Source organism: uncultured Campylobacter sp. (genome assembly GCF_938031315.1).
Lineage (GTDB): Bacteria > Campylobacterota > Campylobacteria > Campylobacterales > Campylobacteraceae > Campylobacter_B.
In genome coordinates this window covers 1-1,169 of sequence record NZ_CALHHT010000434.1, presented here as the reverse complement: position 1 = coordinate 1,169, position 1,169 = coordinate 1, and the positions used below count along the sequence as shown (strand labels likewise).

The window sequence follows — 1,169 nt, the reverse complement described above, 5'->3', positions numbered from 1 at the left end:
AGGCGGCATAGACTCGGTCAAAGAGACGCTAAATGCGGGGCTAAAAGACGTGGAAGGCTCCGTAAAAGATACGCTAAATTCCGCGGAAGTCTCGGCGCAAAAGCAGAGCGATACGGCAAATTTAAAGGCAAGTTCGGGCGGCGAAAATTCCGTGCAAAGCTCGGGCGCCGCGAACTCTGCGCAAGGCTCCGCCGGCGGCGCAACAAATTCTAGCGCCGGAGACAATGGCACAAATTCTAGCGCCGAAAGCGAAAGTGAAAATTCCATGCCGAGCACGGACGGCGGTGCGGGAAATTCCGCGCAAAATACGAATGCGAGCGGCGAAGCGAAAAGCGCCGCACAAGATGCGAACGCAAATTTAAACGGCGATGCGCAAAATTCTATGCAAAATTCCGCGCAAAATAACGATACGCAAAAATCATAATGAGAGAGAAATTTAATGTTTGAAGAGCTAAAACCCCATCTAGCCGAGCTTCGCAAGCGTCTGGTTATCTCCGTGCTTTCCGTCATCGTCCTTTTCGTCGTTTGCTTCGGCTTTTGGGAGCAGATCCTAGGTCTCATGACGCGCCCGCTAGTGCGCGTACTTCCCAAAGGCAGCGAGATCATCTTTACCCAGCTTGGCGAGACCTTTTTTACTGCGATGAAGGTGTCGTTTTTCACCTCGTTACTTCTAGCAATGCCGATAATTTTCTGGCAGGTGTGGCTTTTCGTAGCGCCTGGGCTTTACGACAACGAGAAAAAATACGTCATCCCTTTCGTTAGCGGCGCGAGCATTATGTTCTTTTTAGGCGCGGCGTTTTGCTATTTTTTCGTAATCCCCGTCGCATTTAATTTCTTGGTAAATTTTGGCGCCAAGCAATTTACTGCGATGCCTACGATCGGCGAATATGTAGGCTTTTTCGCTAAGCTCGTCGTCGCATTCGGCATCAGCTTCGAGCTTCCGGTGGTGACCTTTTTTCTCGCCAAGATCGGGCTTGTGACGAACAAAAGCTTAAGCGATTTTTTTCGCTACGCAATCGTCATTATTTTCATCTTTGCAGCGGTGATGACGCCGCCGGACGTACTTAGCCAGTTTATGCTCGCAACTCCGCTAATTGCGCTTTATCTGCTTTCGATCTTTATCGCCAAAATGATAAATCCGTATAAGCCTGAGGATGACGAAAGCGAAA

The 1,169-nt window shown here is 49.4% G+C and carries 2 protein-coding genes; both read left to right on the top strand.

The window, feature by feature from the left end; translation table 11 throughout:
- The coding region (locus tag Q0236_RS10850; protein ID WP_297917771.1) for a hypothetical protein at positions 1-424 on the top strand (424 nt) is incomplete at its 5' end.
- Positions 425-439: 15 nt separating this feature from the next.
- Positions 440-1,169: twin-arginine translocase subunit TatC (gene tatC / locus Q0236_RS10845; protein WP_297917768.1), on the top strand; the 730-nt coding region annotated here is incomplete at its 3' end.